The following is a 21,804-nucleotide window of genomic DNA, read 5'->3' on the forward strand; positions in this document are numbered from 1 at the left end:
GGGCGCCGCCACTCAGCCGCGCTCAATGCGCGGCCGCCGGCGTGCGCGGGGACCTTACGCGGCGTCGAAGCCGTCGATCAGCTGCAGGAACTCGCCCTCCGCCAGGATCGCGACCGGCTGCCCGGCCTCCTGGAGGCGCAGCACCCGCTTGGCCTTGCCGGTGAGTCGTCCGGTGGACAGGTCCTCGGGCACAAAGCCGTCACCGACCACCAGCACCGTGGTGGCGCGGGTGACGCGGCTGGCGGTGTTGGCGCCGCGCTCGGCGGCCCGGTCCTTGGCGACCTGGCGGGAGATGCGCAGGTTGCCGGTGAAGACCACCATTTCGCCGTAGAGCGGGTGCGCCGGGTCCGCCTGCGGATCCCCGGTGCGGTCCTCGCCCTCCTGCGGCCACGCGGCCCACTCGGGTTGCACGGGCACCGGGTTGCCGCTGGCTGCCCAGCCTTGGGCGTCCCGGGTGGCCTTGGACAGTGCATCGCCCGGCAGGTAGGCCGGCGCGAAGCCCATCTTCACCTTCAGCACCTGCGCTGCGGCTGCCACGTCGTCCGCCTTCTGGCGGCGGGCAATGTCGACCATGATGTTCGCGCAGGCCCGGGCGTCGGCCAGCGCATCGTGGTGGTTTTCCATGGGCGAACCCGCTTCCTCCGCCACGAATGGCAGCGAGTAGGAGGAGAGCTCGTAGGTGCGCCGGGACATCTTCACGGTGCAGGCGTAGTCGAATGCGGGGCCGGAAAGTTCGGAGACCTCCAGGGCGGAGCGGATCACGCCGAGGTCGAAGGCGGCGTTGTGCGCAACGAGGGTGTCGGTGCCGATGAAGTTGGCCATCGGGGTGAACAGTTCGCCGAAGCGCGGTGCATCCTTGACCATGTCGGCGGTGATGCGGTGGATCATCACGTTGCGCGCATCGAAGTGGTCAAACCCCTTCGGCGGGCGCATCAGCCAAGAGGCTTCCTCAACGATCTTGCCGTTGCGGACCCGGCTGAGTCCGACGCTGCAGGCGGAGCCACGGAATCCGTTGGCGGTTTCAAAGTCGATCGATGTAAAGTCCAGGGCCACGAACCAAAGAATACCGTTGATCGCCCACGGCTTGCGCACCGAGACTCCCGCATGTGGCGTGAATGACATCGAAAACGCGCACAAAACCCCCGGCGGACCCGCCCTGCCACGCAGGTGGCCGGGCCGACCCGCCGGGGGTCGGTTTGTTGCAATTCCGTGGTTGCGGCTAGGCCGTGGCCCGGCGCAGGGTCAGGTACGATCCCCCGGCCAGCGCCACGCACACCAGTCCCAGCACGATCGACAGGCCCAGCACCTGCATCGAGGCGAACCAGTTTCCCACTTGGGGCCAGGCGTCGTTGACGGCGACGAGCGCGAGCATCCCCAGCAGCAACACTGCGAAGGCGATGCCAGCGGCCAGCAGGCCGGTGGCCTTCCAGCGCAGGTACACCGTGGCGCACCAGAAGCCGATCATGAACAGCAGCACCATGGCCACGAAGTAGAACAGGATCTGGACCAGCGCGTTGTTGCCTGCAATCCAGTCCATGGCGAAGAGCTGGCCGTTGAATCCCCACCCCCCGGTGGCGGTTTCCACCAGGCCCAGGAGGTAGTAGAGGATCGAGAATCCCAGGGCGATCAGGGCGAAGAGCCCGAGCGTACCCAGGTAGAACGTCTTGCGCGAGACGCTCATGGCCTGCGAAAACGGGAACGTGAGCGTGAGCGACTGGATGCCCAGGGCCAGGAAATACCACATGACGGCCTGGCCCGACCCGGAATACAGAGTCCCTTCCCTGGCGCTGGCGGGCAGCAGCGCCCAGATGGCGAACGTCAGAAGGGTCGAAACGACCAGGATCACCAGCGGGATCCCGAGGAAGGTCCACTTGTTGATCAGCTGCATGCGGGCAACCTTGATGACGCGGTTCATTTGAGGGCCTCCTGGTATTCCTCGCCGTTCACGTGTTTCTGTGCAGCCATGGTGGTACGCACGACCAATTGCTGAAGGGGCACCGGGGACAGCTCGAGCCCGAGGTCCGCAGCCATGGCGCGCTGGGTCTGCCCGAGCCGCCCCTTGATCGTGACCGACGCCAGGGAACCGAGGGAATCGCGGTGCAGCACCTCGTAGCCGTCGATGAAGTCGGCGACCGCTTCCTGGTTCCCCGTCACGGCGACCGCCGCGCCACGCAGGGACTCGGCATCCTCGTCGAGCAGGATCCTGCCCTTGTCGATCACCACGACGTGCTCCAGCAGGTTGGCGATCTCGTCGATCAGGTGCGAGGAGAGCACAATGGTGCGCGGATGGTGCGCGTAGTCTTCTACGAGCCGGTCATAGAAGATCTGCCGGGCCACGGCGTCAAGGCCAAGGTACGGTTCGTCGAAGACGGTGATTTCCGCCCTCGAGGCCATGCCGATGATCACGCCCACGGCCGAGAGCTGGCCGCGTGAGAGCTTCTTGATCCTCCGTTTCAGCGGCAGGGCAAAGTCGGCCACGAGGCCTGCGGCCAGGTCCTGGTCCCAGTTCGCGAAGAACAGGGCGGCCGCCTTGAATGCCTGGACGGGCGTGAAGTCGTCGGGGTACTTCTGGGATTCGCGGATGAAGCAGATTCGCGCCAAGGTCTGGTCGTTCTCGTAAGGAGTGTGCCCGTGGATCAACACCTCCCCGCTACTCGGGAACCCCTGGCCGGTGAGAATCGACATCAGGGTCGTCTTTCCGGCTCCGTTTCGTCCGAGCAGTCCGTAGATGCGGTTCGCTTCCAGGCACAAGGTCACGCCGTCCAGCGCCCTGAGATCGCGAAATGTCTTGGACAGGTTCCTGACCTCGATGGCCGACGATGATGGCTCGTTCATCGGTTGACGCTCCCTTCGGCAGTATCCGTGGTGAGAGATTGGCGGATCATGGCGCTGAGCTGGTCGGCGTCGATGCCGAGTTTCCTCGCCTCGCGCGCCAGCGGCTGGATGAATTGGGCTTGGAAGGCGTTGCGCCGGACTTGAAGCAATTTCTCGCGGGCGCCACTGCTGACGAACATGCCGATGCCTCTCTTCTTGTACAGGACTCCACTTTCAACCAAGAGGTTCACGCCCTTGGCCGCGGTGGCCGGGTTGATGCGGTAATAGGCGGCGAACTCGTTGGTCGAGGGCACCTGGGTCTCTTCGGCCATGGTGCCGGCGACGATCTCGGACTCGATCAGCTCCGCAATCTGCATGAAGATCGGCCGTGAATCATCAATGGCGCTCACGACGGCCAACCTTTCTTGACACGCAACGAACCCGGACGCTTAATTGGTTCAGTGGTTCATTACTCATGTAACTAACCTAAGACCGCATGAACCGGGTGTCAACAGGCAACGGTAGATTCCCGCGGGAACATCGCCGGCGGTATGCGGGCCCCATTAATGGCAGCAAAAAGCCCGGCTGCCCGCCACCGTTTTCGCGTGTGCGCGAATTTCCGTCGTGACGTGCAACCGGGCCCGAGGACTCGGTACTGCGGTGTTGCTACTTGGCAGCGTCCGCATCCTGCATGGCCGCGTTCTTCTTCGCCCTGGTCTTGCGGATCTTCAACACGATCCAGAGCACCAGCAGCAAGACCACGCCAACGATGACGATCTTCTGGAAGACGTCGGCATAGGCCTCCACGATGTGCCAGTTCTCCCCGAGGTAGTACCCGGCGAGCACGAAGATGGAGTTCCAGATCAGCGACCCCGCCGCGGTGAGCCCCAGGAACTTGCCCTGGTTCATCTTGGTGATGCCTGCGGGGATGGAGATCAACGAGCGGAAGATCGGGATCATGCGGCCGAAGAACACGGCCTTTGCCCCGTTGCGGTCAAACCAGGCCTCGACCTTGTCAACATCCTCGAGGTCCACCAGCGGCAGCCAGCCGACAATCGCGCGGGTGCGCGTCCGCCCCAGCGCCCGGCCAACCCAGTACAGGGCGTAGGCACCGACAATCGAGCCGATCGTGGTCCACAGCAGCGCCTCCACGAGGGAAAAGGATCCGCGGCTGGCGGTGAAGCCGGCCAGCGGCAGGATGACCTCGGAGGGCAGCGGCGGGAAGAGGTTCTCCAGCGCGATGGCCAGCGCGGCACCCGGTGCCCCGATGACCTCCATCAGGTGCACCGCCCAGTCGGCAAATCTCGTGATCAGGCTTCCGCCGGAAGGATCGGCGGTCGCGGCCTGTAGCGCAGTCAAGGTAGTCATTGTCTTTTAGTGTCTCTTAAGCCACTGGGAATTCGCAGGGGCTGGGTCCACTATGTGTTCAATGCCTCACGTGACGGGCACCGGATCGGGCGCCACCCTGGCACAGTTGTTCGCGGCGCTGTGCTCGATCGCCGACAGCACCCGTTGGACCTCGAGCCCCTCGGCAAAGGAGGGCGAGGCCTGCGTATTGCCCTCGATGGCCAGCAGCAGGTCGCGGATCTCGTGGGTGAAGGTGTCCGCCCAGCCCAGCACGTGGCCGGTGGGCCACCAGCCATCCAGGTACGGGTGCTCCGGCTCGGTGACCAGAATGGTCTTGGAGCCCTGTTCCCCGGCCGGCGCCCCGGAATCGCACAACTGCAGGTGGTTGAGCGATTCCAGGTCGAAGGCCAGGGAACCGCGCGATCCGTAGGCCTCGATCCTGAAGGAGTTCTTGCGGCCCGTGGCCATGCGTGTGGCCTCCACCGTGGCCACCGCGCCGTTGTCCAGCTCCAGGGTGGACCATATCGCGTCGTCCACAGTGACTTCCTCGTCCCCCGCGGCGCCGGGACGCCGGGAGACGAAGGTTTTGCTGGTGGCCGACACGGAACTCACCTTCGCCCCGGTCAGGTAGTGGACCTGGTCCACCGCGTGGGAGCCTAGATCCCCCAGCGCGCCGGACCCCGCCTCTTCCCGCCGCAGCCGCCAGCTCATCGGCGAGCCTGCGTCGACCAGCCAGTCCTGGTAATAGCGGATGTTCAGCTGGCGCAACTCCCCCAGTCGGCCGGCTGCCACCAGGTCCCTGGCCAGCACGAGGGCCGGCACGCGGCGGTAGTTGAATCCGAGCATCGACACCACCCCGGCATCCGCCGCGGCGGATGCCGCCTCGGCCATCGCCTGCGCCTGCGCCACGGTGTTGGCCAGCGGCTTTTCCACCAGCACGTGTTTTCCGTGTTCCAGGGCGAAGATGGCGATTTCCGCGTGCAGCGCGCCGGGGGTGCAGATGTCCACGATGTCCACGTCCTCGCGCAGGATGCTCGCGCGCCAGTCGATGCTCGATGCCTCCCACCCGTAGCGCCGCGCGGACGCCTCGACGGTACCGGCATCCCGCCCTACGAGCACGCGCATGGCAACCTTCGGGGTGTCAAAGGTGGCGTTGACATTGCGCCAGGCCTGCGAATGGGCCTTGCCCATGAACGAGTGGCCGATCACTGCTACGCCAAGGGCCGAGCTGGTTCGGGACATCTATTGCTCCTTGCGGTGGTGCTGCCGGTGGGCGGATCGGGGTGGTGGCGCGGGGTTAGGACTCGAAGGCCGTCGGCAGGTAGCGCTCGACGTTCTCCTTGGTCACCACGGCGGCGTACAGCACGATCTGGCGCGGGATCTCGATGTCCAGCAAGTCGCCCAGGGCCTTGTCCTGCGCCACAAGTCGGGCCACGCGCACGCCGTCGGCTGCCTGGTAGGCCGGGTAGACGGTGGTGGCCTTCACGACCGAGTCACCTGACTGGATCTCGCGCATCATGTTGGCCGAGCCGCCGTTGCCGACCATGAAGAACTCGTCGCGGTCTGCGGCCTTGATGGCCGCCAGCACGCCCACGCCCTGGTCGTCGTCGTGGTTCCAGATGGCGTCGAGCTGCGGGGCAGCCTGGAGCAGGTTGGAGGCGGCCTTTTCGCCGGACTCCACGGTAAACTCCGCAGGCACCCGGTTGGAGACCTCGAGCCCGCACTTTTCCAGCGCGTCCTTGAAGCCGCGGCTGCGGTCCTGGGTCAGCGGCAGGGAGTCGATGCCGGGGATCTCCCCGATCTTCGCATCCTTCTTGCCGTCGAGCTCGTTGCAGATGAAGTCGCCGGCGGATACGCCCACGCCGTAGTTGTCGCCCAGCACGGTGACGCGCGAGGACTGGGCGGTGCTGAATTCGCGGTCGACGTTGATGACCGGGATGCCGGCGTCCATGGCCTTCTGCGCCACCTGGGTCAGCGCCGCACCGTCGAAGGGCAGCAGCACGATGGCGTCGACCTTGTCGTTGATCATGGTCTCGACCTGGCTGATCTGGACGCTGACGTCGTTTGTGCCCTCGGCGACCTTTAGTTCCACGTCCGGGTACTCCTTGGCGGTTTCCACGGCCAGGTCGGTCATGGCGGCCATGAAGCCGTGGTCGGCGGCAGGCACCGAGAAGCCGATGGTGACCTTCTCGCCGGCCTCGGCGTTGGAGCCGGCGGCGGCGGGTGCGGCGGCCGCACCGGTCGTGGGTGCGGATTCGGCCGGGGCGTTGGAGACGCAGGCGGTGAGCATGAACGCCGAGGTGGCCAGCAGGGCAGCGGCGCCGAGCATCTTCTTGGAGCGAGTGGTGGGCATGGACATTACTTCTCCTTTGAAACAGTATTTGGTGCGGTGTGGGTGGTGCGGGTCAGGTGCGGGATTGCCGGGCGGCCAGCTGGCGCTGGATCAGCACGGCGATCACGATGATGGCGCCCTTGGCGACGAGCTGCACCGAGAGCGAGAGGTTGTTCAGGGTGAAGATGTTGGTCAGCGTGGAGAAGATCAGCACGCCGAGCACGGTGCCGAAGATCGAGCCTCGGCCGCCGGTGAGCAGGGTTCCGCCAATGACCACCGCGGCGATCACGTCCAGTTCCAGCCCGGTGCCGTGGGTGGTGGTGCGGGCCATGAGCATGAACGCGCCGATGCCGGCGCAGAGCCCGGCGAGCGCGTAGATGGCCATGGTGTGGCGTTCGACCTTGATGCCCGCCAGGCGGGCGGCCTCCGGGTTCCCGCCGATGGCGAAGGTGCGCCGGCCGAAGGTGGTGCGGTTCAGCAGCACCCAGCCGCCGATGGCGGCCAGGATGAAGATCAGCACGATGACCGGGATCCCGAAGAGGTTCCCGCCCACTGCCTCGAGGAACGGGTCCACGGTGATGATCTGGGTCTTCTTGTCGGAGATGATCTCCGCCAGCCCGCGCGCGGCGGCCAGCATGGCCAGGGTGGTGATGAAGGAGACGACCTTGCCGTAGGCAATCAGGATCCCGTTGACCAGCCCCGCGGCAGCACCGACCCCCATGGCGGTGAGCGCCATGAAGATCCAGGAGGTCGAATCGGCAAATGCCTGCCCGGAGAGGGTTGTCGCCCAGACGGCCGAGAGCGCAAGCACGGCGCCGACCGACAGGTCGATGCCGGCGATGGTGATCACGAACGTGGCCCCGATGCTGACCACCCCGGTCACGGCGGCCAGGCGAACGATGGTCATCACGTTGTTCGAGTCGGCGAAGCGCTCCCCTGCGGTGACGGCGCCCAGCACGAAGAGCAGAGCCAGGGCCAGGATCAGCCCCATGTTCCGGCGCAGCCCGGCATCCAACAGCCATTTCATGGCGCTGCGCCGGGGAGGCAGGCTCGGTGCCTGCTTGAGCTCGGTTGCGGCCGAGGTACTCATAGTGTGGTCCCTTCCATCACGAGGTCAAGAATCTGGTGTTCGCTTAGTTCGACTGCGGGTGCCCGGTGCACGATCCGGTTTTCGGACACGACAAGCACCTCGTGGCAGAGCCCGAGGACCTCCTCGAGTTCGCTGGAGACCACGACGATGGCGATGCCCGCCCGGGACAACCCGGCGATGAGGTTGTATATCTCGCTGCGCGCCCCGACGTCGACGCCGCGGGAGGGCTCGTCGAGCAGCAGCACGCGGCAGCCGTGTGAGAGCCAGCGGCCCAGCACGACCTTTTGCTGGTTTCCGCCAGAGAGCGTGCGGGCCTCGCGGGCGGGGTCGGCCGGGCGCAGCTCCAGGTTCCGGATCTGCTCCATGCTCACCCGGTACTCGGCCTTCTGGCTGGTGAACCCGGCGGTGGCGTAGCGCCCGATGCTTGCCAGGGTGAAGTTTGCGGCGAGGGTGTCATCGAGCAACAGCGCCTGGCTCTTGCGCTCCTCCGGGCACAGCCCCATGCCCGCGTTCACGGCCGAGACCGTCGAGCCGGGGCGCAGCCTCGTGCCGTCGATGTCGACGGTTCCGGAGACCGGCTTGGTGCTGCCGTAGATGGCACCAAGGATTTCCGAGCGGCCGGAGCCGACCAGCCCCGCCAGCCCCAGCACCTCTCCTGCCCGCACGGAGAAGGAGATCGGATCGTGTCCGGGGGCCACGACCAGGCCGTTGACCGAGAGGATCTCGGTTGCCTCCGCGGCGAGGGCGGCAACCGGCGGGAAGACGTTGGTGATGGAGCGGCCGGTCATGAGCCGGATGAGTTCGACGTTGGGGGTTTCGCAGACCCGCAGGTTCGAGGCAACCGCCCGCCCATCCTTCAGGACGGTGATGCGGTCGCCGATGACCCGGATTTCCTCGAGCCGGTGCGAGATGTAGATGACCGCGACGCCGGCTGCCGTGAGCGTGCGGACGGTGTCGAAGAGGTTGCGCACCTCCTCGGAGTCCAGGACGGCTGAGGGCTCGTCCATGATGATCAGCCGCACGTCACGGGACAGCGCCCGTGCCATGGAGACGATCTGCTGGCCCGCGGCGGAGAGTTCGCCGACTTCCATGAGCGGGGAGATCTCGGAATGGCCGAGGCTGGCCAACAGCCGAGCGGCTTCGAGCTGCTCGGCCCGGCGGGAACTGAATCCGCCCCGGGATTTCTCGTGGCCCAGGAAGATGTTCTCGGCGACGGTGAGCGTCTCGACGAGGTCGAGCTCCTGGTACACGGTGCCGATGACCGCCTTGATCGCGTCATCCGGGCTGGAGAAGCCGACCTCCTTGCCATCGAGCAGGATCTGTCCTTCGTTGGGCCGGTGGGCACCTGCCAGCACCTTGATCAGGGTGGACTTGCCGGCGCCGTTTTGGCCCAGCAGGCAGTGCACCTCGCCGGCGGAGACCTCGAACGAGACATCCTGCAGGGCGATGATGCCGGGGAACCGCTTTTCGATCCCCCGCATTTCAAGCAGATGCGCCCCGCCAGGGGTGGCGCCTGTGGCTTCGTCGTCACTCATAGTGATGGACGTTACACGGACTTATGATTATTGTCGAGCAAAAGTCGACCGATATCTGTCATTACTTGTGATGAGCACTACATCTTCTGCCCAATATGCTTCACTTGTTCCATGGCCATCTCGATGATTACCCCCAAGCCACCCACCCCTGGGACAGGTGCCGGAGAGCTTTTCCAGCTTCTGCGCGACGGACGGCCCCGTACCCGTTCCGAGCTGGCAACGCGCACCGGCCTCTCCCGTTCCACGATCGCCGCACGCATCGATGCGCTACAGGACATCGGGCTCATCGGTGCCGTCGGGCCCGCGCTCTCCTCCGGGGGCCGCCCTCCCTCGACCTTCGCCTTCGTCCCCGAGTCCCGCACGGTGCTTGCTGCCGACCTCGGAGCTGCCCACGGGATCCTGGCGCTGACCGACCTGGCCGGAAACGTCATCGACCACCTGCGTGCCGATGTCGACATCGCCGCCGGCCCGGTGCCGGTGCTCGACTGGGTGGTGCACAGCTTTATCGAACTGCTGGGGCGCAACGGCCGCGACGCCGCGACGCTCTCGGGTATCGCCATCGGCGTCCCGGGACCCGTCGAGCATTCCACCGGACGGCCCACCAAGCCCCCGATCATGCCCGGATGGAACGACTTCGACATCCCCGGCACCATCCAGCGGACCTTCGACGTGCCGGTGCTGGTGGACAACGACGTGAACATCATGGCCCTGGGCGAGCAGTCCTTCAGTTGGCCCGACACCGAGAACCTGATGTTCGTGAAGGTGGCCACGGGCATCGGGGTGGGCATCATCAGCGGCGGCGAGCTGCAGCGCGGCGCCCAGGGATCGGCCGGGGACCTCGGCCATGTCCAGGTCCCGGGAGGCGCGAGCACGCCGTGCTCCTGCGGGAACACCGGCTGCCTCGAGGCGCTGGCCGGCGGGCCCGCCGTCGCCAGGAACCTGGCAGCCCACGGCATCGAGGTCGCCACCGCCTCCGAGGTCGGGAAGCTGGCCGAGGCAAACAACACCGCGGCCATCGCGGTGCTGCGCCAGGCCGGGCGCGACATCGGCTCGGTCCTGGCGATGTGCGTGAACCTGCTCAACCCCTCGGTGATCGTCCTGGGCGGGCGCCTGGCCAACGCCGGCGAACACGTGATCGCCGGGGTGCGCGAGCTGGTCTATTTCCGCTCCACCCCGCTGGCCACCCAGCACCTGGTTATCGTCGGATCGGCCTCGCGGGAAATGGCCGGGGTGCGCGGCGCCAGCATGCTGGTGATCCAGCACGTCCTTTCCGCGGCTGCCGTCGACGGGCTGGTCCAGGAGCGCAGCTCCCCCCAGTCCGCCGCGGCGTCCCGGTAACGGGCGCCCCCACCCACCACTATTTCCCCCGGCACACCACGGCCACGGACGGCCAGGTACAGGAGAACGGCACCATGAGCACCCCCGCTTCGACCCACCCGGTCACCCTCTTCACCGGCCAATGGGCGGACCTGCCCTTCGAGCAGGTCGCCGCGCACGCCGCCGAGTGGGGCTACGACGGCCTGGAAATCGCCGCCTCTGGCGACCACCTGGACCTGCGCAGGGCGGACGAGGACGACGACTACGCCCAGTCACGCCTGGACATCCTTGGACGCCACGGACTGAAGGTCTACGCGATCTCCAACCACCTCACCGGCCAAGCGGTGTGCGACGACCCCATCGACTTCCGCCACGAGGCGCTGGTGCGCCCATACACCTGGGGCGACGGGGAAGCGGAGGGCGTGCGCCAACGCGCCGCCGTGGACATGAAGCGCTCGGCCCGGGTCGCCCGCAAGCTCGGCGCGGATACCGTGGTGGGGTTCACCGGATCGAAGATCTGGCCCTATGTGGCCCAGTTCCCGCCGGTGCCCGCCTCGGTCATCGACGCGGGCTACCAGGACTTCGCCGATCGCTGGAACCCGATCCTCGATGTCTTCGACGAACAGGGCGTGCGCTTCGCCCACGAGGTGCACCCCTCGGAAATCGCCTACGACTACTGGTCATCGGTGCGCGCCCTGGAGGCCATCGGGCACCGGGAGGCATTCGGGTTCAACTGGGACCCCTCGCACATGATGTGGCAAAACATCGACCCCGTGGGTTTCATCTGGGACTTCAAGGACCGGATCTACCACGTCGACTGCAAGGACACCCGGATGCGGACCCCCAACGGCCGTGCAGGGGTGCTGGGTTCGCACCTGCCGTGGGGAGACCCGCGGCGCGGCTGGGACTTCGTCTCCACCGGGCACGGGGACGTTCCGTGGGAGGACGCGTTCAGGGCGTTGAAGTCCATCGGCTACTCAGGTCCGATTTCCATCGAATGGGAGGACGCCGGCATGGACCGGCTGCACGGGGCCAGCCAGGCGGTGGAGTATGTCCGCTCCTTGCTGTGGAAGCTGCCGGAGACTTCCTTCGACGCCGCCTTTGGCAACCAGCACTGACTGGCTGCCTATCTGTCGGTCTTGGCCACGCTGAGCAGCAGGCTGGATTCCTCCAGTGCGGTGATCTGCGAATAGCCCGGCGGCATCACCAGCAGGTCGCCGGTCCGTGCCTCCCAGGAATCGCCGTCCGAGCTCAGGCGGATCCGGCCGGTGAGCACCATGACCGTCGCCTCGCCGGGATTGATGTGTTCCTTCAGCTCGGTGCCGGAGGCCAGGCCGATGACCGTCTGGCGCAGGGTCTGTTCGTGCCCGCCGAACACGGTGCTGGCCGCGCGCCCGCTGGACTGCGCCGCGGCGGCCTGCACCTGTGCGCGGGCAATGGCCGTCAGTGAAAACTTCTTCATGTGCTCCTCGTTCCCCGCGGCAAACCCTCTTGCCCAAGGATGTCCCGGGGACACCGCGCGGGTCAAGGAACGATTCGGCGGCAGCCGGCCCCTCCCGCTCTGCCCGCGGGACGGCGAACCATGGCCAATTCCCTTCCCCGGCGGTAGGTTGAAGGCAGCAGCCGGGTGGCTTCGCCGGCCAAACCAGCCGCCCCGGCACACGATTCCGGGACGCCACGCCGGGCGCTCCGATCCGGCCTGGAGGCACCGCATTCAGGCAGCGGACGCCCGGGGACGCCCCACCGGCTGGTGATGAGGGCACGCACCTGGAACTCGAGGTGGCGATGGAAGGACCCACACCGCCGAAAACTTCACCTAGCCACGCAACAACCGGCCACCGGCGCGGCGGTCGGCAGCATTCCCGAGAGGACGACGCTTCCATGTCCAGCAACTCCTTCAACGCCCGGGCCCGGCTTTCCGTCGACGGGCACGACTACCACATCCACCGGATCGACGCCATCGAAAATTCCTCCCGCCTGCCTTACAGCCTCAAGGTGCTGCTGGAAAACCTGCTGCGCAACGAGGACGGCCGGCTGGTCACTGCCGAACAGGTCAACGCCCTGGCCGCATGGGACCCTGCCGCCGAGGCTTCCAGCGAAATCCAGTACACCCCGGCCCGCGTGCTGATGCAGGACTTCACGGGTGTGCCCTGCGTGGTGGACCTGGTGGCCATGCGCGACGCCATGACGGCGCTGGGCGGGGATGCGCGGAAGGTCAACCCGCTGATCCCCGCCGAGCTGGTCATCGACCACTCGGTCATCGCCGACGTCTTCGCCCGGAACGATGCCTTTTCCGTCAACGCCGACTACGAGTTCAAGCGCAACCAGGAGCGCTACCAGCTGTTGCGCTGGGCGCAGCACTCCTTCGACGACTTCCTGGTGGTCCCGCCCGACACCGGCATCTGCCACCAGGTCAACCTGGAATACCTCTCCCGCGTGGTGTTCACCCGTGAGGGGCCCGACGGCCTCGAAGCCTACCCGGACACCCTGGTCGGCACGGACTCGCACACCCCGATGGTCAACGGGCTGGGCGTGCTGGGCTGGGGCGTGGGCGGCATCGAGGCAGAGGCCGCGATGCTCGGCCAGCCCATGAGCTTGCTGATCCCGCAGGTCGTGGGGCTCAAGCTCACCGGCGAGCTGTCCGAGGGCACCACCGCCACGGACCTGGTGCTCACCGTCGCCGAGCTTTTGCGCAAGCTCCGCGTGGTGGGCAAGTTCGTGGACTTCTTCGGTCCCGGCGTCGCCAACGTCCCGCTGGCCACCCGCGCCACGCTGGGGAACATGTCCCCCGAGTACGGCTCCACCGGAGCGCTGTTCCCCATCGACGCCGAGACCCTCGACTACCTGCGGCTCACCGGCCGCGACCCACACCAGGTCAGGCTGGTCGAGGCCTACGCCAAGGAACAGGGCCTCTGGCACGATCCGGAGCACGTCCCGGACTTCAGCGAGGTCCTCGAGCTGGACCTGGGCACCGTGGTTCCCTCGCTGGCCGGGCCCAAGCGGCCCCAGGACCGCATCCCGCTGGCCGCGGCCCAGGGCGCGGTGCGCCGGCTGCTGGCCGGGGACACCCAGGAGGAGGCGATCGCCGGCGGGCTCGACGACGCCGAGGCCGATTCCTTCCCCGCCTCCGATCCGATCGCCATCAGCTCCCGGATCGAACGCGACACCCCGCCGCACGACTACGCCGGCGGCGAGGCCGCGATCAGCTGGCCGTCCAAGCCCGCCACGGTACATCTCGGGGACGGCACCGAGGTGATCGACCACGGATCGGTCGTCATCGCCGCCATCACCTCCTGCACCAACACCTCCAACCCCACCGTGATGCTGGGCGCGGCGCTGCTGGCGAAGAAGGCCGTGGAGCGCGGGCTGCGTTCCAAGCCGTGGGTCAAGACCACCCTGGCCCCGGGCTCCCGCGTGGTCACCGACTACTACAACCGCTCCGGGCTGACCCCCTACCTGGAGACGCTGGGCTTCAACCTGGTCGGCTACGGCTGCACCACCTGCATCGGCAACTCCGGCCCGCTGATCCCGGAAATCAGCGAGGCAGTGAACTCGCACGACCTCACGGTCGCCTCGGTGCTCTCGGGCAACCGCAACTTCGAGGGCCGCATCCACGGGGAGGTGAAGATGAACTTCCTGGCCTCCCCGCCGCTGGTCATCGCCTACGCCCTGGCCGGCTCCATGCACGTGGACCTGCTCAACGATTCCCTCGGCGAGGACACCGAGGGCAACCAGGTCTACCTGCGCGACATCTGGCCCAGCGGCGAGGAAGTCAAGGCGGTGGTCGATGCCAACCTCGAGGCCTCGATGTTCACCAAGGGGTACGCGGATGTCTACCACGGGGATGAGAACTGGCGCTCGATGCACATCCCCGAGGGCGACCGGTTCGCCTGGGACAAGTCCTCCACCTACGTGCAGTCCCCGCCCTACTTCGAAGGCGTGGGACCGGTGCCCGATCCCATCGGGGACATCACCGGCGCCCGCGTACTGGCGTACCTGGGCGACTCGGTCACCACCGACCACATCTCCCCGGCCGGCGCCATCCGCAAGGACTCCCCCGCCGGCGCCTACCTGTTGGACAAGGGCGTGGAACCGGCGGATTTCAACTCCTACGGCTCGCGGCGCGGCAACCACCACGTGATGATCCGCGGCACCTTCGCCAACGTCCGGCTGCGCAACAAGCTGGTCACCGGCACCGAGGGCGGCTTCACCCGGCACCTGCCGGGCACCGACACCACGACCATCTTCGACGCCTCGCTGGCCTACGCGAAGGACAACACGCCGCTGGTGATCCTGGCCGGGTCGGATTACGGTTCGGGCTCCTCCCGCGACTGGGCAGCAAAGGGCACCCTGCTGCTGGGCGTCAAGGCCGTGCTGGCCACCTCGTTCGAGCGCATCCACCGCTCCAACCTGATAGGCATGGGTGTGCTGCCGCTGCAGTTCCGCGATCGTGAAACAGCACAGTCCCTGGGCCTCACCGGCGAGGAGGTCTTCTCCATCACCGGGCTGGCCGGGACCGATGAATTGCCCGGCGAAGTCACCGTGGCGGTGGAACCCGCCGATTCATCGGGCGGTCAATCCCGCGAAATCACGATGCGGGTACGCATCGACACCCCGGCCGAGGAGGCGTACTACCGCCACGGCGGCATCCTGCAATACGTGTTGCGCCAGCTGCTCGACGCCTGACGCGCACCCGGGGGCGGGCCCTCTTGGCCGGGGGCGGTCCGCCCGCGTGCCGCCGGTCACCGACCGCACGGCCAATGGGTGGCGCCAGCGGCGGCAATCAGTAAGCTGGAACCACTGATCAAACGTTCGTTAATGCACAATCGCCCGGAAAGGCGGAGACATTATGAGTATCGGTGCCGGAATTTTCCTGTTCGTTGTCGGCGCGGTGATCCGCTTCGCACTGAATGTCGAAGTGAGCTGGCTGGACCTTCCACTGGTCGGGAACCTCCTCATGGGAGCCGGCGTCCTGATCTTTGTGCTGGGGCTGGTTTTCACCTTCCGCCGCCGCCGTAGCGTCTCGACCCGCCGGACCGTCAATGGCCACGGCGAGGTCGACGGTGTCACGCGGACCACCCGCGAAGTGGACGACCCCGACCTCTAACCGCTGCCTTACCGTCCCGGCGCGCCCTTGTTCCCGCCCCGCGGGACCGGCATACTCGGGGCATGATGCGAAGCGTCGCCGTCCTGTCCGACATCCACGGGGTGCTGCCGGTGCTCGAGGCGGTCCTGGCCGAGCCCGCCGTGGCGGCCGCGGAGCGCATCGTCGTCACCGGGGACCACGCCGCTGGGCCGCAACCCACTGAGGTCCTGGACCTTTTGGCGGCCCTGGGCGAGCGGGCCGTGCTCGTGCGCGGCAACGCCGACCGCGAGCTGGCGGCCGTGGCCCGGGGAGCGTCGATCGAGGTTCCCGACGAGGTCGTTCCCTGGGCCGCCGCGCAGCTGGCCCCGAAACACATCTCGCTACTGGAGCAGCTGCCGCATCCTGTCACCTTGGAGGTCCAGGGCTTCGGCCCCGTTCACTTCTGCCACGGGACCCCGCGGGACGACGAAGAGGTCGTGCTGGTGGACAGCCGGCTGGAGCGCTGGACGGAAGTCTTCGCCGGGTTGCCCGCCGCAGTCCAGACCGTGGTCTGCGGGCACACCCACATGCCGTTTGTGCGGCTGGTGGATCGACGCCTGGTCGTCAACCCCGGCAGCGTGGGCATGCCCTACGGCCGTCCGGGCGGCAACTGGGCCCTGCTGCACGACGGTGCAGTATCCATTCACCGCAGCACCATCGACGTCGAGCAAACCATCGAACGGGTGGTGGCCGAATCAAGCTACCCGAACCGCCGGCAATGGGCCGAGTACTTCATCCGCTCCACCGCGAGCGACGCCGAGGCACTCACCGTGTTCGGCCCCCGGGACGGCCGCGGGAAGTAGCCGCGCCGGGGCATCCTCCTCCGCTTCCGGCCCGGGCGCAACAACCGTGCACCGGGTTTGTGGATCAAACGGGTCCCCATCCACAGATATTGCCACCCCGAACCATTCCTCTTCGCGCCGACGCATGCTGGTGGACATGGAAACCGACCGGTTCATCGAACTCACCGCGGGTACCCGCGGCACCCCGGGACACCCTGTGTCGCCGGACGATGAACTGCGCGCCCTGCTCGAGGCCCAGCGGTTGGCCCGCGACCTCGCCCTGCGCATCGCACGCACCACCTCCCCCACCGCCGCCGCCCTGTTCGCCCAAGCCGCCGAAGACGCGCACCGCGCCGCTGGCCACGCCCAGCTCCTCGCCGCCGACACTGCCCGGCGCACCCTGGCCCACGAACTGCCCGAGGCCACGTTCGACGCCCTCGCCGCGGTCCACGCGGACCCGGCCCCCTACGTCGCCGGCACGACGGACCTGCCCGAGGATCCCCGGACCGTCCCCACCGGGCGGCCCGTCTTCAAGGACACCACCGAGTTCCTCACCGGCTTCCTGCACATCTCCTTCTTTGAGGCCCGCGAACGCGTCCGCTCCATCGACCGGCTGCTGCCCGGCACCGACATCCACGGCCAACCCGTCCCGGCGAAGTTCCCGACGCTGGCCGACGACCTGGCCAATGGCACCGCCGACCCGAAGGAAATCGGTGCCGCGGCCCGCAGGCTGGAAAAACTCGCACCACACATCAACCAGCACCCAAACCCCATCGTGCTGGCCGGGCAGCTGGAGGACCAGGTCGCCGAATCCGTGCGTCGCGAGGACCCCCGCACCACCGCCAAACTGCTCGCCGGCATCCGGGGCACCCTCGAACAGGGCACCAAGGACGTCCCGGAGGACGTCCTGCGCGCCAGGACCGGCCTCTTCAACCGCGGCACCACCGGCGGGCTCGGCGAATTCCTGCTCCGCACCCTGCCCGCCGACACCGAGGCCCTGCTGGCCCTCTGCGCCAGCACCGACAACCCCCGGACCAAGGCCGGGGACCGCGACGGCCTGCTCGCCCAGTCCCTGGCCACCGGTGCCGCCGCGGGCTCGGGCGCAGGCGCCGCCGCCGGCAGCGACGGCACCGGGCCCGCCAACGCCTCCAACGCTTCCGGCTCCAACGGCGCCAACGCCGCCAACGGCCGGTCGAACACCGGCAACGGTGCCGGAGCCGGGTTCCCTGATTTCCTCGTCGACCCCACCACCGGCCGCCCGCTGAACGACGCGGAGGCCGTCAGGAACCTGTCCCTGGACCCCAACGGCCTCAACCTGGACAACTTGTTCACCGGGAACGGCGCCAACAACACCGGCAACGGGACCGGCAACAGGGCCGGCGATCCGGCCACCATGAACTCCGCCGCCTCCGGCCCCGACGGACTCACCCCTCCCCAACGCCATCTCCAGGGGCTGATGAACCTCATCAGGTCCGCCGGGAACCCCGCCACCGGGAAGAAGACCACCGGTCTTCCCTCCCCCAAGACCCTGGTCATCGCCACCCTTGACGAACTCCGCGGCTTGGCCGACACCCACGGCATCACCAGCCGCGGCCAACAACTCACCCCCGCCGAACTCCGCCAGGGCCTGTGCAACGGCGGGGTCATCCCAGCGGTCATGGGCGGGGACTCCCGGATCCTTGACCTCGGCCGGGAGGAACGCCTCTTCCCCGACTACATGCGCGAAATCATTCTCGGCCTCTACGGCGGTTGCATCATGCCCGGCTGCACCGTTCCGCCCGAACACTGCGAAATCCACCACTTCAACTTCTTCGCCAACGGCGGCAAGACCGAGATCAACGAAGGCGCCCCCGGATGCACCTCGGCACACCACGCCTTCCACACCGGGCTGGTGCGCGTCGTCCGTGACACCGACGGGCTCTTCAGCGTCATCCTGCCCAAGTTCATGGACCCCGAACAAAAACCCCGACGCAACAATTACTGGCGGGACCGCACCCTGAACCCACCCCTGTTCTGAGAGGCACGGCCCACGGCCGTGGACCTGCCGGTGATTTCCCATGCCCATGCCCAATAACGGGCATGCAAAAGGGCGGTCCGCCCCGAAACCGGAGGGGCGGACCGCCCTTGGTGTCTCACCAGACGCGCAATAACGACTACTTTGCGGTTTGGTCCTGCAACGCCTTCACGATCTGCGGCAGCAAGCCGCGGAACGCACGTCCGCGGTGGCTGATGGCATTCTTTTCCTCGCTGGAAAGTTCCGCCACGGAGATCTCGTAGCCATCGGGCTGCAGGATCGGGTCGTAGCCGAAGCCGCCGTTCCCCCGCCGTTCGTGCAGCAGCACCCCGGCCAGGTGGCCCATCTCCACGGCAACAAAGCCGCCCGGGGTGGCCAGCGCCGCGGCACACACGAAGGACGCCCCGCGGTGTTCATCGGAAATATCTCCCAGCTGGGCCAGCAGCAGGTCGATGTTCGCCTCGTCATCACCGTGCTTCCCGGACCAACGGGCCGAGAAAATCCCCGGCGCCCCGCCAAGCACATCGACCGAGAGACCCGAATCGTCGGCGATGGCAACCAGGCCGGTGGCCTCGCACACCGCACGCGCCTTCAGCAGGGCGTTGCCCTCGAAGCTCACCTGGTCCTCGACGACGTCCGGCGCACCCACGGCACCGGCGTCGACGACCTGTGTGTCCACGTCCAGCCCCGGGACCTGCCCGCGCAGCAGCTCGCGCAGTTCGCGCAGCTTGCCCTGGTTGTGCGTGGCCAGCACCAAACGCGGGGTGGCACCCATGCTCAGAGCCCCAAAGTGGCGCGCTGGATCAGTGCCAGCTCCGTGGTGCCAACCAGCGCCAGGTCCAGCAGCGAATCAAGTTCTGCGCGCTTGAACGGGACGCCCTCGGCGGTGCCCTGCACCTCGACGAAGTCGCCAGTCCCGGTGACGACGACGTTCATGTCGGTCTCGGCGCGCACGTCCTCCTCGTAGGGCAGATCCAGCATCGGGACCCCGTCGATGATGCCCACGGAAATCGCGGCAACCGAGTCGGTGAGCACGGTGGCGTTCTTCTTCACCAGCTTGTTTTCCTTGGCCCACTCGATGGCCTCGGCCAGTGCGACGTAGGCGCCGGTGATCGCGGCGGTGCGGGTGCCGCCGTCGGCCTGAAGCACGTCGCAGTCCAACACGATGGTGTTCTCGCCCAGTGCCTTGGTGTCGATGACCGCGCGCAGCGAGCGGCCGATCAGGCGGGAGATTTCGTGGGTGCGCCCGCCGATCTTGCCCTTGACGGACTCGCGGCCGTTGCGGGTGTTGGTGGCCCGCGGCAGCATGGCGTACTCGGCGGTGACCCAGCCGGTGCCCTGCCCCTTGAGCCAGCGCGGCACGCCCTCGGTGAAGGACGCGGTGCACAGCACCTTGGTGTTGCCGAATTCGATCAGGGCCGAGCCCTCGGCCTGCTTGGACCAGCCACGGGTAATGGTGATCTCACGGAGTTGGTCGACGCCGCGCCCGTCGGCGCGCACTGCTGCTGTGGTTGATGCTGAAGTCATGGCTTCAAGTCTAGTCGTCACGCCGAGCTGTTCCGTCGAGACAATGTGGCGATGCGGCAGCCAGGCGAAAGCGCTAGTTCTTCCTGGTGCCGGGCCACTCGCGGGCCGGCGCCGAACGCACGATCGAGACCGGCGCGGTCGGCAGCGACTTGGGGGTGCCCAGCTGCGAGCCGGAGAACACCCCGTATGTCACCCCGGAGACCGCCACGGCGATGCCGCCGTCGTAGACTTCCTTGGCCTCGTTGACCACGGTGTTGATGTCCGTCCACACCGGGATGTGGGTCAACAGCAGGCGTTCGACCCCGGCCTCGGCCGCCGCCTCGCCGGCGCGCCGCCCGGTCAGGTGCACACCGTGGATCGCATCGTCGCGGCCCTCCTCGAAGGCCGCCTCACACAGGAACATGTCGGCACCCCGGGCCGCCTCGACGAGTTCGGGGCAGGCATCGGTGTCACCCGAATAGGTCAGCACGCTGGTCTGCAGCGACCCGTCGGCCACCGGCTCGGTCGCCTCGACACGGAATGCGTAGGACTCCTCGATGGGGTGCAGCACCGGGTAGGGGGTGATCGAAAATGGGCCGATCTTCACCGGCTGGCGGGATTTCCAGTGCTGGAAGTCGTAGTCGGGGTGCATGCCCTCATCCAGCGGCAGTCCGTAGGCCGTGGCCATCCGGTCCGCGGTGGCAGCAGGTCCGTGCACCAGCATCCGATCACGGTTCCAGCCGTTGGGATCCCAGCGGATGGCCACGTGCATGCCGCACAAATCCATGCAGTGGTCCGGGTGCAGGTGGGAGATGAAGATTCCGTCCAGGTCCTTGATGTCCGCATAGCGTTGCAACACGCCCAGCGCACCGGAGCCAAGGTCAAGCAGGATCTTCCAGTCCCGTTCGCCGTCGAACGCGGTGACCAGGTAGCAGGAGGCAGGCGACCCCGGGCCGGGGAACGAGCCGGTGCAGCCGATGATGGTCAGCTTCATGAGGCACTCGCTTTCGAAAGAGCCACCATCTGCGGGGTAATCATAGCGATGGAGCCGGTCGGGTAGTGGGCGGCCACGTGGTCGACTTGCTCGACCGCGAGTACTTCCGGGCCCAGGAAGCGCCTGGCCAGGATCTCAAAACTATCGGAGTCACCGGTGGACAGGAACTGGTGCGTGGGGGCCTGCTCCTCGGTGCGCGCCAGGTCGTGGTGCATTAGCGCGCGGTACACGTCCTTCGCGGTTTCCTCGGCGCTGGAGACCAAGGTGACGTCCTCGCCCATGACGTAGGAGATCACGCCGGTCAGCAGCGGGTAATGGGTGCAGCCCAGCACCAGCGTGTCCACGCCGGCTGCCTTGAGCGGCGCCAGGTAGGCCTCGGCCGTCTCCATGAGCTCGGCCCCGGTGGTGATGCCGTTCTCGACGAACTCGACGAAGCGCGGGCAGGCGACGGAGGTGATGGAGTAGTGCGGGGCGGCGGCGAAGGCATCCTCGTAGGCGCGGGACCCGACGGTGGCCTGGGTGCCGATGACCCCGATCTTCCCGTTGCGGGTGGCGGCGACGGCGCGGCGCACCGCGGGCTGGATCACTTCGACCACGGGAATCCCGTAGCGGGCGGTGTAGCGTTCGCGGGCATCGCGCAGCACCGCGGCGGAGGCGGAGTTGCAGGCAATCACCAGCAGCTTGACACCGGCGTCGACGAGTTCGTCCATCACCCCCAGCGCATTCGCCCGCACCTCGGCGATGGGAAGCGGCCCATAGGGCGAATTCGCGGTGTCCCCGACGTACATCGTGGATTCACCGGGAAGCTGGTCAATAATGGCGCGGGAAACGGTCAGGCCGCCGACCCCCGAGTCGAAGATGCCCAGCGGGGCATTCGGATGGGGTCGCTCTGATGTTCGATTCTCGCTAGAGGACACACTTGTCATGGTCTACGAAGCCTACGTGGTT

20 protein-coding genes are annotated in these 21,804 nt (G+C 67.3%); 6 read left to right on the forward strand and 14 right to left on the reverse strand.

The window, feature by feature from the left end:
* Window positions 1–54: 54 nt before the first annotated feature.
* The 9 genes from ABD687_RS05090 to ABD687_RS05130 form a co-directional block, all read right to left on the reverse strand.
* Window positions 55–1,053, reverse strand: coding sequence for a 3'-5' exonuclease (locus ABD687_RS05090; RefSeq protein WP_310293536.1), 999 nt, complete (start codon window positions 1,051–1,053; stop codon window positions 55–57).
* A gap of 166 nt (window positions 1,054–1,219) precedes the next feature.
* Window positions 1,220–1,915: a hypothetical protein gene (locus ABD687_RS05095; protein ID WP_310293018.1), complete on the reverse strand. Its 696-nt coding sequence runs from the start codon at window positions 1,913–1,915 to the stop codon at window positions 1,220–1,222.
* Entirely contained in the window at window positions 1,912–2,835 is a 924-nt protein-coding gene (locus ABD687_RS05100; RefSeq protein WP_310293015.1) for an ABC transporter ATP-binding protein, read from the reverse strand. Before ABD687_RS05100 ends, ABD687_RS05095 begins: the two co-directional genes overlap by 4 nt.
* Window positions 2,832–3,191 carry a GntR family transcriptional regulator gene (locus tag ABD687_RS05105; protein WP_310293533.1) on the reverse strand — a complete coding sequence of 120 codons (360 nt, stop codon included), beginning with the start codon at window positions 3,189–3,191 and terminating at the stop codon, window positions 2,832–2,834. The genes ABD687_RS05100 and ABD687_RS05105 overlap by 4 nt, the downstream gene beginning before the upstream one ends.
* 289 nt (window positions 3,192–3,480) lie before the next feature.
* Complete coding sequence (locus ABD687_RS05110; protein WP_302265714.1) at window positions 3,481–4,182, reverse strand: DedA family protein; 702 nt, start codon at window positions 4,180–4,182, stop codon at window positions 3,481–3,483.
* A gap of 66 nt (window positions 4,183–4,248) precedes the next feature.
* The gene (locus tag ABD687_RS05115; RefSeq protein WP_310293012.1) at window positions 4,249–5,403 is read right to left on the reverse strand and encodes a Gfo/Idh/MocA family protein; all 1,155 of its coding nucleotides are present in this window, start codon (window positions 5,401–5,403) and stop codon (window positions 4,249–4,251) included.
* A 55-nt stretch (window positions 5,404–5,458) separates the two neighbouring features.
* Entirely contained in the window at window positions 5,459–6,520 is a 1,062-nt protein-coding gene (locus ABD687_RS05120) for a substrate-binding domain-containing protein (RefSeq protein WP_302265711.1), read from the reverse strand.
* Window positions 6,521–6,566: 46 nt separating this feature from the next.
* Complete coding sequence (locus ABD687_RS05125; RefSeq protein ID WP_377700304.1) at window positions 6,567–7,583, reverse strand: ABC transporter permease; 1,017 nt, start codon at window positions 7,581–7,583, stop codon at window positions 6,567–6,569.
* Window positions 7,580–9,118 carry a sugar ABC transporter ATP-binding protein gene (locus ABD687_RS05130; RefSeq protein ID WP_310293008.1) on the reverse strand — a complete coding sequence of 513 codons (1,539 nt, stop codon included), beginning with the start codon at window positions 9,116–9,118 and terminating at the stop codon, window positions 7,580–7,582. The genes ABD687_RS05125 and ABD687_RS05130 overlap by 4 nt, the downstream gene beginning before the upstream one ends.
* A gap of 111 nt (window positions 9,119–9,229) precedes the next feature.
* Here ABD687_RS05130 and ABD687_RS05135 point away from each other — a divergent pair, with 111 nt between their 5' ends.
* Together ABD687_RS05135 and ABD687_RS05140 are read left to right on the forward strand one after the other, a co-directional pair.
* Complete coding sequence (locus ABD687_RS05135) at window positions 9,230–10,456, forward strand: ROK family transcriptional regulator (protein ID WP_310293006.1); 1,227 nt, start codon at window positions 9,230–9,232, stop codon at window positions 10,454–10,456.
* A 74-nt stretch (window positions 10,457–10,530) separates the two neighbouring features.
* The gene (locus ABD687_RS05140; protein WP_310293003.1) at window positions 10,531–11,553 is read left to right on the forward strand and encodes a sugar phosphate isomerase/epimerase family protein; all 1,023 of its coding nucleotides are present in this window, start codon (window positions 10,531–10,533) and stop codon (window positions 11,551–11,553) included.
* Window positions 11,554–11,561: 8 nt separating this feature from the next.
* Here the strand turns inward: ABD687_RS05140 and ABD687_RS05145 are convergent, their stop codons facing one another.
* The gene (locus ABD687_RS05145; protein ID WP_264269297.1) at window positions 11,562–11,897 is read right to left on the reverse strand and encodes a cupin domain-containing protein; all 336 of its coding nucleotides are present in this window, start codon (window positions 11,895–11,897) and stop codon (window positions 11,562–11,564) included.
* 419 nt (window positions 11,898–12,316) lie between these two features.
* Here ABD687_RS05145 and acnA point away from each other — a divergent pair, with 419 nt between their 5' ends.
* The 4 genes from acnA to ABD687_RS05165 all read left to right on the forward strand — a co-directional run bounded on the left by acnA (window position 12,317) and on the right by ABD687_RS05165 (window position 18,359).
* Window positions 12,317–15,121, forward strand: coding sequence for an aconitate hydratase (acnA, locus tag ABD687_RS05150; protein WP_310293001.1), 2,805 nt, complete (start codon window positions 12,317–12,319; stop codon window positions 15,119–15,121).
* 163 nt (window positions 15,122–15,284) lie between these two features.
* Window positions 15,285–15,542, forward strand: a complete 258-nt coding sequence (locus tag ABD687_RS05155; protein ID WP_264269295.1) for a DUF6458 family protein — start codon at window positions 15,285–15,287, stop codon at window positions 15,540–15,542.
* A 62-nt stretch (window positions 15,543–15,604) separates the two neighbouring features.
* Complete coding sequence (locus ABD687_RS05160) at window positions 15,605–16,363, forward strand: metallophosphoesterase family protein (protein WP_310292997.1); 759 nt, start codon at window positions 15,605–15,607, stop codon at window positions 16,361–16,363.
* Between the two features lie 136 nt (window positions 16,364–16,499).
* Window positions 16,500–18,359, forward strand: coding sequence for an HNH endonuclease signature motif containing protein (locus ABD687_RS05165; RefSeq protein ID WP_310292994.1), 1,860 nt, complete (start codon window positions 16,500–16,502; stop codon window positions 18,357–18,359).
* Between the two features lie 136 nt (window positions 18,360–18,495).
* On the opposite strand, the gene rdgB is transcribed toward ABD687_RS05165, so the two are convergent.
* The 4 genes from rdgB to murI all read right to left on the reverse strand — a co-directional run bounded on the left by rdgB (window position 18,496) and on the right by murI (window position 21,782).
* Complete coding sequence (gene rdgB, locus ABD687_RS05170) at window positions 18,496–19,131, reverse strand: RdgB/HAM1 family non-canonical purine NTP pyrophosphatase (RefSeq protein WP_302265698.1); 636 nt, start codon at window positions 19,129–19,131, stop codon at window positions 18,496–18,498.
* 2 nt (window positions 19,132–19,133) lie between these two features.
* Window positions 19,134–19,883 carry a ribonuclease PH gene (gene rph / locus ABD687_RS05175; protein ID WP_302265697.1) on the reverse strand — a complete coding sequence of 250 codons (750 nt, stop codon included), beginning with the start codon at window positions 19,881–19,883 and terminating at the stop codon, window positions 19,134–19,136.
* Between the two features lie 73 nt (window positions 19,884–19,956).
* Window positions 19,957–20,856 carry an MBL fold metallo-hydrolase gene (locus tag ABD687_RS05180; RefSeq protein WP_302265696.1) on the reverse strand — a complete coding sequence of 300 codons (900 nt, stop codon included), beginning with the start codon at window positions 20,854–20,856 and terminating at the stop codon, window positions 19,957–19,959.
* On the reverse strand, window positions 20,853–21,782 hold the full coding sequence (murI, locus tag ABD687_RS05185; protein WP_310292989.1) for a glutamate racemase: 930 nt from the start codon (window positions 21,780–21,782) through the stop codon (window positions 20,853–20,855). Before murI ends, ABD687_RS05180 begins: the two co-directional genes overlap by 4 nt.
* Between the last annotated feature and the right edge of the window lie 22 nt (window positions 21,783–21,804).

Origin of the sequence: Paeniglutamicibacter sulfureus (assembly GCF_039535115.1) — a bacterium.
Classification (GTDB): Bacteria; Actinomycetota; Actinomycetes; order Actinomycetales; family Micrococcaceae; genus Paeniglutamicibacter; species Paeniglutamicibacter sulfureus.

What these genes read in the sequence shown, in the direction of transcription:
- ABD687_RS05095 (WP_310293018.1), bottom strand. Translation starts at nt 1,915, where the DNA reads ATGAACCGCGTCATCAAGGTTGCCCGCATGCAGCTGATCAACAAGTGG.
- ABD687_RS05100 (WP_310293015.1), bottom strand. Translation starts at nt 2,835, where the DNA reads ATGAACGAGCCATCATCGTCGGCCATCGAGGTCAGGAACCTGTCCAAG.
- ABD687_RS05105 (WP_310293533.1), bottom strand. Translation starts at nt 3,191, where the DNA reads ATGCAGATTGCGGAGCTGATCGAGTCCGAGATCGTCGCCGGCACCATG.
- ABD687_RS05110 (WP_302265714.1), bottom strand. Translation starts at nt 4,182, where the DNA reads ATGACTACCTTGACTGCGCTACAGGCCGCGACCGCCGATCCTTCCGGC.
- ABD687_RS05115 (WP_310293012.1), bottom strand. Translation starts at nt 5,403, where the DNA reads ATGTCCCGAACCAGCTCGGCCCTTGGCGTAGCAGTGATCGGCCACTCG.
- ABD687_RS05120 (WP_302265711.1), bottom strand. Translation starts at nt 6,520, where the DNA reads ATGTCCATGCCCACCACTCGCTCCAAGAAGATGCTCGGCGCCGCTGCC.
- ABD687_RS05125 (WP_377700304.1), bottom strand. Translation starts at nt 7,583, where the DNA reads ATGAGTACCTCGGCCGCAACCGAGCTCAAGCAGGCACCGAGCCTGCCT.
- ABD687_RS05130 (WP_310293008.1), bottom strand. Translation starts at nt 9,118, where the DNA reads ATGAGTGACGACGAAGCCACAGGCGCCACCCCTGGCGGGGCGCATCTG.
- ABD687_RS05135 (WP_310293006.1), top strand. Translation starts at nt 9,230, where the DNA reads ATGGCCATCTCGATGATTACCCCCAAGCCACCCACCCCTGGGACAGGT.
- ABD687_RS05140 (WP_310293003.1), top strand. Translation starts at nt 10,531, where the DNA reads ATGAGCACCCCCGCTTCGACCCACCCGGTCACCCTCTTCACCGGCCAA.
- ABD687_RS05145 (WP_264269297.1), bottom strand. Translation starts at nt 11,897, where the DNA reads ATGAAGAAGTTTTCACTGACGGCCATTGCCCGCGCACAGGTGCAGGCC.
- acnA (WP_310293001.1), top strand. Translation starts at nt 12,317, where the DNA reads ATGTCCAGCAACTCCTTCAACGCCCGGGCCCGGCTTTCCGTCGACGGG.
- ABD687_RS05155 (WP_264269295.1), top strand. Translation starts at nt 15,285, where the DNA reads ATGAGTATCGGTGCCGGAATTTTCCTGTTCGTTGTCGGCGCGGTGATC.
- ABD687_RS05160 (WP_310292997.1), top strand. Translation starts at nt 15,605, where the DNA reads ATGATGCGAAGCGTCGCCGTCCTGTCCGACATCCACGGGGTGCTGCCG.
- ABD687_RS05165 (WP_310292994.1), top strand. Translation starts at nt 16,500, where the DNA reads ATGGAAACCGACCGGTTCATCGAACTCACCGCGGGTACCCGCGGCACC.
- rdgB (WP_302265698.1), bottom strand. Translation starts at nt 19,131, where the DNA reads ATGGGTGCCACCCCGCGTTTGGTGCTGGCCACGCACAACCAGGGCAAG.
- rph (WP_302265697.1), bottom strand. Translation starts at nt 19,883, where the DNA reads ATGACTTCAGCATCAACCACAGCAGCAGTGCGCGCCGACGGGCGCGGC.
- ABD687_RS05180 (WP_302265696.1), bottom strand. Translation starts at nt 20,856, where the DNA reads ATGAAGCTGACCATCATCGGCTGCACCGGCTCGTTCCCCGGCCCGGGG.
- murI (WP_310292989.1), bottom strand. Translation starts at nt 21,782, where the DNA reads ATGACAAGTGTGTCCTCTAGCGAGAATCGAACATCAGAGCGACCCCAT.